This is a genomic window from Sandarakinorhabdus sp. (assembly GCF_031430775.1).
Classification (GTDB): Bacteria; Pseudomonadota; Alphaproteobacteria; order Sphingomonadales; family Sphingomonadaceae; genus Sandarakinorhabdus.
This window is the reverse complement of sequence record NZ_JANPCD010000101.1, coordinates 1-6,621: the sequence shown is the minus strand read 5'-3', so window position 1 is coordinate 6,621 and position 6,621 is coordinate 1. Positions and strand designations below refer to the sequence as shown.

At 63.6% G+C, this 6,621-nt stretch carries 5 protein-coding genes and 1 tRNA gene; all 6 read right to left on the bottom strand.

Annotated features, from left to right (window positions below):
- Positions 1-187: 187 nt before the first annotated feature.
- Positions 188-277, bottom strand: a tRNA-Ser gene (locus RMQ73_RS06060).
- 113 nt (positions 278-390) lie between these two features.
- On the bottom strand, positions 391-1,350 hold the full coding sequence (locus tag RMQ73_RS06055) for an NADPH:quinone oxidoreductase family protein (RefSeq protein WP_310497186.1): 960 nt from the start codon (positions 1,348-1,350) through the stop codon (positions 391-393).
- Between the two features lie 6 nt (positions 1,351-1,356).
- The gene (gene crtI, locus RMQ73_RS06050; RefSeq protein WP_310497185.1) at positions 1,357-3,012 is read right to left on the bottom strand and encodes a phytoene desaturase family protein; all 1,656 of its coding nucleotides are present in this window, start codon (positions 3,010-3,012) and stop codon (positions 1,357-1,359) included.
- Between the two features lie 81 nt (positions 3,013-3,093).
- The gene (locus RMQ73_RS06045; RefSeq protein WP_310497184.1) at positions 3,094-3,774 is read right to left on the bottom strand and encodes a rhomboid family intramembrane serine protease; all 681 of its coding nucleotides are present in this window, start codon (positions 3,772-3,774) and stop codon (positions 3,094-3,096) included.
- A gap of 1 nt (position 3,775) precedes the next feature.
- Entirely contained in the window at positions 3,776-4,255 is a 480-nt protein-coding gene (greA, locus tag RMQ73_RS06040; protein WP_310497183.1) for a transcription elongation factor GreA, read from the bottom strand.
- Between the two features lie 107 nt (positions 4,256-4,362).
- On the bottom strand, positions 4,363-6,621 hold a 2,259-nt coding region (carB, locus tag RMQ73_RS06035; protein ID WP_310497182.1), incomplete at its 5' end, for a carbamoyl-phosphate synthase large subunit.

The following is a 6,621-nucleotide window of genomic DNA, read 5'->3' as shown; positions in this document are numbered from 1 at the left end:
CGCGTGATGGCGTCGGCGCGATAGTTGGCCAGCCACAGGTTGAAGGCGAGCGCATCTGCGCCTTCATCGGCATGGGCCAGCGATGGCAGGAGGAGCAGGAGCAGGGCAAGGAACACACGCATCGTATATCTTGTGCCAAAGAGGGGGTGAAAGCGGAACCCCTTGTGTGCAGGTCGCGCAAAGGAAATGGAGGACAGGGTGGGATTCGAACCCACGGTAGGCTCTCACCTACGGCGGTTTTCAAGACCGCTGCCTTAAACCACTCGGCCACCTGTCCGGTGCCATTTTTTCAGCCCCGCGTCAGCACGGCCAGATCGCCCCGAGTGCAGACGATGGCGCACCGCCTAGCGGGACGAGCCGATTCCTTCAAGGGGGTGCGAGCTTTGGCCGTCAGTTGATAGCGACGACGGCCTTGCCGTCCAGCGTGCCCGCTCCCATGGCCGCCAGCGCAATTTCGGCGTCGGCCAGCGCAACCGACAGGCCGATGTGCGGGCGCAGTGCGTCGGCGCGGGCATCGATTTCGCGGATATGTTGCGCCCCTGCCGCCGGGTCCTGCCGGCCCTGTTCGCCGGCGCGCACGCCAATCAGCTCGACTTCCTTCAGCAGCAGCCGGTTGAGCGGCACTGGTGCCGGGCGCCCGGCTGTGAAACCGATGATGGCATAGCGGCCGCCGCGCCGCAGTGTGCGCAGCAGCACCGGCGCCAGCGGGCCACCAACCGGGTCGAACACCAGATCAATGTCGCGCAACGCAATTTCCGGCGCCGCTCTGTCGATCAGCACGCCGTCATGCGCGCCGGCCGCGATTCCCAGCGCGAGGCGCTCGGGCGTGCTGGCCACTGCCACCACATGCGCGCCTTCGTGCCGCGCAAGCTGCACCGCCACACGGCCCATACCGCCACCGGCACCGGAAATCAGCACGCGCTCCCCCGCTTTCAGGCGTCCGCGTACCATCAGCCCGACCCATGCGGTCAGGGCACCGGCAGTGAAACTGGCGGCCTCGGCATCGCCCAGCATGCCCGGCACCGGCCGGACCTGCCGCGCTGAGACCGTTATGCGTTCGGCAAAGCAGCCCTGGCGGCCGCCGATCATCACGCGGGCGCCCAGCAGCGTCTCTGCGCCCGGCCCTGCTGCGATAATGGTGCCGCACCCTTCCGTGCCCGGCACGAACGGCAGCTCCGGGCGGAACTGGTATCCGCCCGACAGCATCAGATAATCCGGATAGTTCAGCCCCGCGACATGCACTGCCACGGTGACTTCGCCCGCTAGCGGTGCCGGCGGCTCCGGCCAACTGCTTTCAAGTCGCAGCCCGGACCGATCATCGCTGAGATGATGGCAAACGAGCGCGCGCATCGGCGCTCAGGCGGCCTGCGGTACGCCGTTGACGCTCGTGCCGGCCTGCGGCACGCCGTTAACGATGCTGCCAGCGACATCGAAATCGCGGGCAATCTCGCGGGCTGTCATCTTGGCCGACATCATAACGGACGGCGTGCCGCCGCCCGGCTGCGTGCCCTGCCCGACCAGATACAGGCCGTGGACATCCTCGGAGCGATTGTGAGGGCGGAAAAACGCCGTCTGCGTCAGCACCGGTTCGACACCAAAACCGTTGCCGACATGGCTGCCGAGCACCTGCTCGAAGTAATCGGGCGTCACAAAGCTCATGTGCGCAAGCCGGTCCTTGAGGCCGGGGATATAGCCGCGCTCGCCGAGGAACGTCAGCACCGTGTCGGCCAGCTTGTCGCCTTCGATCGACCAGTCGATACCGCTCTGGTTGTTGGGCACCGGGATCAACGTATAGGCCGCATGATAGCCCTCGGGCGCCAGGCTGGGATCGGTCAGCGTCGGGATATGCAGATACTGCGAGAAATCGGGGCTGAGGATCTTGCGATCGAAAATATCGGTCAGCAATTCTTCATACCGTGGCCCCAGGATGATGTTGTGATGCTGGAGATCGGGGTCGCCTTCCTGCTTTTTATAGCCGAAATAAATGACCATCAACGACATGGACTGCTTGCGGAATTTCACCAGCGCATCGCGGTTGATGGTACGGTGCGCCTTGTCCACCATCTTGAGGTAGGTGGTGGCATAATCGGCGTTGGAGACCACGACATCGGCGTGCATCACCCGGCCATCGGCCAGCGTGATGCCGGTGGCGACGCGCGCACGGCCGCGCTTTTCGACGTTGATCTTGGCCACTTCGGCATTCAGGTGCAGGACGCCGCCCATTTCCTCGAATTTCTTGACCATGGCCGCTACCAGCGCGCCGGTGCCGCCCTTGGCGAAATGGATGCCCCAGGTCTTTTCGACAAAATGGATCATCGCATAAATAGCGGGCACCTTGAGCGGGTTGCCGCCTACCAGCAGGGGTTCGAAGCTGAACACCTGGCGCATCTTATCGGACTTGAAATATTTCTTGATGAGCGAGAACAGCGGCTGCACGGCGCCGAGCCGCAGCAGGTCTGGCACCACGCCGATCATCGAACCAAGGCTGCCGAAATAGGTGTAGCCGAGTTCGAGGAACCCGCGCTTGAAGATGGCGCGCGCCTGTTCGTGGAACGCCTCATAGCCTTCAAGGTCTTCGGGCGCGAGGCGCAGGATCTGTTCACGCACCCGCACCGGGTCGGCGTCGTAATCGAAATAGGTGCCGTCATCGAAATAGATGCGGTAAAATGGCAGGATCGGCACGATTTCCAGATAGCGACCGGTGTTCGGCCCGCCCGAGATGCCGGACGTGATGCGCTTGTTTTCGTCAAGGATGTGCGCCGGGAAATCCGGCTCGCCGAGCATCGCGTGATCGCGTTCGAGGCTGAACAGTTCTTCGATGAAATGCGGCACGGTCAGCACGGTCGGCCCCATGTCGAAGACAAAGCCATCAGCGCGGCGGACATAGGCGCGGCCGCCCGGCGCATCGAGTTTTTCGACGATCTTTGTATCGAAGCCGAGGCTTTGCAGCCGCATGGCGCAGGAGATCCCGCCAATGCCGGAGCCAATGACGATTGCCGTTTTGCGCTGCATCTGTGTGTTCCCGTTCATGCCGCTGTCGCTAGGCGTTTCGCGCCCGAACCGCAAAGCCAAAACTGTCGCAGCCGGGCCGTATTACTGCGGCAACGACCGCGACAGCCAATGTGACAGGGGCCGGGCCAGCGCCATTCCGGCCAGAAACCCGCCGATATGGCTCCAGATCGCCAGCGCATTGCCCGGGCTGTCAAAGGCCAAGCCGGACGCAAGCTGGAGCAGTATCCATGTTGCCGCGTACCACAGGCCCGCAAGCAGTGCGCCCGGCACCCGCAGGCCAAGCAGCCGCTTGTCAGCCACCTTGGTCTTGCCGAACAGCATGGCATAGGCCGCCAATATGGCAGCGCCGCCTCCGCTGGCGCCGCGAATTTCCGACAGGCTGTCGGGCATTGCCAGCACTTGCGCCGCGCCGCCGATGATGCCGCCCAGCACGAACAGCAGCACAAAGCCCGTGCGACCAAGCCGCCATTCGACATCACGGCCAAGCAGCCCGATCATCGCCATGTTGATGACAAGATGCATCCAGTCCCAGTGCAGGAAATTGTAGCTGACAAAGCTGACCAGCGCCGAGACAAGTTCGGCCTTGCCCTGCAATGCCGCCGTGATACGCAGCGGGATCAGGCCGAAATCCCAGCCGATCGCCGCTGACACGGCAGGGCCGCCCAGCACCATCACAAGCTGGATGGCAACACAGACCGCGATCAGGCCGCGGGTGGCATAGGCGGTTGGCGACTTGAAGTCCGTCACTCCTGCCGGCGGCATATCAAACGAATTTCAGGCTTTCGATCTGGTAGTAACGCTCGCCCGACGGCGTGTGCACTTCCACTTCTTCGCCGACGCGGCGGCCGATCAATGCCTTGCCGAGCGGCGAGGAAAAGCTGATGCGGCCCTTGCGCGCGTCTGCTTCGTGCTGGCCGACGATCTGGTAGGTCACCGGCTTGTCGTTCTCGCCCTGCAGATGCACGGTGGCGCCGAACACGACCTTGTCGCCCGACAGGGTCGTCGGATCGATGACCACGGCGCGCGCCAACATGTCTTCCAGTTCGATGACCTGCGCTTCGATCTGGCCCTGGCGTTCCTTGGCGGCATGATATTCGGCGTTTTCGGACAGATCGCCATGGGCGCGCGCTTCCTCGATGGCTTCCACCACTGCGGGCCGCTCTTCTTCCTTCAACCGCCTCAGGGTGACCAGCAGCGTGGCCTTGCCTTCGGGCAGCATCGGGACCTTGTCCATCGTCGCCATTTTGATCCACTCATTCTAACGCCCGGGGGCGGATACGACAAAAATCCTGATACGGGGCGGAAGTCCCGCTCCGTTTCGGTCCGGCATTTTTAAGGGCTGGCCCGTGTTCAGGGCCGAGTATGATAATCTTGGAGTGGCCGAACCGCAAGCGGACGTCGCCGCAGTGCAGCAATTGCCGCAACAGATGCCACCGATGCCGCCGCCGTCGTGAAATACGGCACCCGCCCATACAGCGCCGAGCCGCGAATCGAGGCCGAATCCTTGAGCGATTGCAGCCCTTCGGTGGTGTTGAAGATCAGGGCGACATCGCCGTCCTTGATCCGGTCGACGATGTGTGGCCGGCCTTCGGCAACCTTGTTGACGGTTTCCACCGGCAGGCCCGCATGTGCCAGCGCCTGCGCCGTGCCGCTGGTCGCGATGAGCGTGAATCCCATGGTCACCAGATCTCGCGCCGCCGCAATGACTTGCGGCTTGTCGCTGTCCTTGACCGAAATGAACACGCGGCCCGTGTCCGGCAACCTGGTGCCGGCACCAAGCTGCGATTTGGCAAAGGCCGTGGCAAAATCGCCGTCTATGCCCATGACTTCGCCCGTCGATTTCATTTCGGGGCCAAGCACCGGATCAACGCCCGGAAAGCGCGCGAACGGGAACACCGCTTCCTTGACCGCGATGTGCGTGCCGGTGGCGCGCGAGCGCAGGTCGAAGCTGGCCAGCATCTCGCCGGCCATGACGCGCGCCGCAATCTTGGCAACGGGAATGCCGGTTGCCTTGGCGGTGAACGGCACCGTGCGGCTGGCGCGTGGGTTGACCTCGATCAGGTACACATCGCCGTCCTTGACCGCGAACTGCACGTTCATCAGCCCCTTGACGCTGAGCGCATGCGCCAGAACCGACGTCTGCCGCTCGATTTCGGCGATGATGTCGCCCGGCAGGCTGTAAGGCGGCAGCGAGCAGGCCGAATCGCCCGAATGCACGCCGGCTTCCTCGATATGCTGGAGCACGCCGGCAACGAACACATCGGTGCCATCGGCGACGGCATCGACATCGACCTCGATGGCATCGCGCAGATAGCGGTCGATCAGCACCGGCGATGTGCCCGACACGACAACAGCCTCGCGGATATAGGCATCGAGCTGTGTCTCGGTATCGACGATTTCCATCGCGCGGCCGCCCAGCACATAAGATGGCCGCATCAGCACCGGGTAACCGATGCGCGTGGCCACCGCGATGGCTTCGTCACGGCTGCGGGCAATGCCGTTTTCCGGCTGTTTCAGGCCAAGTTCGCCGATCAGCGCTGCAAAGCGTTCGCGGTCTTCGGCCAGGTCGATGCTGTCGGGGCTGGTCCCGAGGATGGGGATGCCGGCATCCTGCAACGCCTGCGCCAGTTTCAGCGGTGTCTGTCCGCCAAGCTGCACGACCACGCCGACAAGCGTGCCGCGCGACATTTCGACGTGCAGGATTTCCAGCACATCCTCGGCGGTGAGCGGTTCGAAATACAGCCGGTCCGACGTGTCATAATCGGTGGACACGGTCTCGGGGTTGCAATTGACCATGATGGTCTCGAAGCCGGCATCACCCAGCGCAAAACAGGCGTGGCAGCAGCAATAATCAAACTCGATGCCCTGCCCGATGCGGTTCGGGCCGCCGCCAAGGATGACTATCTTCTTTTTGTCGCTGGGGTCGCTTTCGCAATCAGGCACGCCAAAGCTCGGCGCCTCGTAACTCGAATACATGTACGGCGTCTTGGCTGCGAATTCGCCCGCACAGGTGTCGATGCGCTTGAACACCGGGCGGACATTCAGGGCGCGCCGCGCGGCCGACACATCGGCTTCGCTGCGGCCCGTCAGCGTGGCCAGGCGCGCATCGGAAAAGCCCATGGATTTCAGCCGGCGCATGCCGTTCGGTCCGGTCGGCAGGCCTTCGGCGCGCACCTTGGCTTCGGCGAGGACAATCTCCTCGATCTGGCGCAGGAACCAGGGTTCGAACCGGGCAATCTCGTGAATGCGCTCGACGCTCATGCCGGCACGCAAGGCCTGAGCCGCGACGCGCATGCGGTCCGGCGTCGGGCGCGACAATTCGGCCTCGATTTCTTCATGGCTGGCGCCGATCAGGTTTTCGACCTCGTCAAAGCCGGTCAGGCCGGTTTCGAGGCCGCGCAGCGCCTTTTGCACGCTTTCCTGCCAGTTGCGGCCGATGGCCATCACCTCGCCCACCGATTTCATCGCGGTGCCAAGCAGCGGCTCGGCGCCCTTGAACTTTTCAAAGGCAAAACGCGGAATCTTGGTGACGACATAATCGATGGTCGGCTCGAACGACGCCGGGGTGGCGCCGGTGATGTCGTTCATGATCTCGTCGAGCGTGTAGCC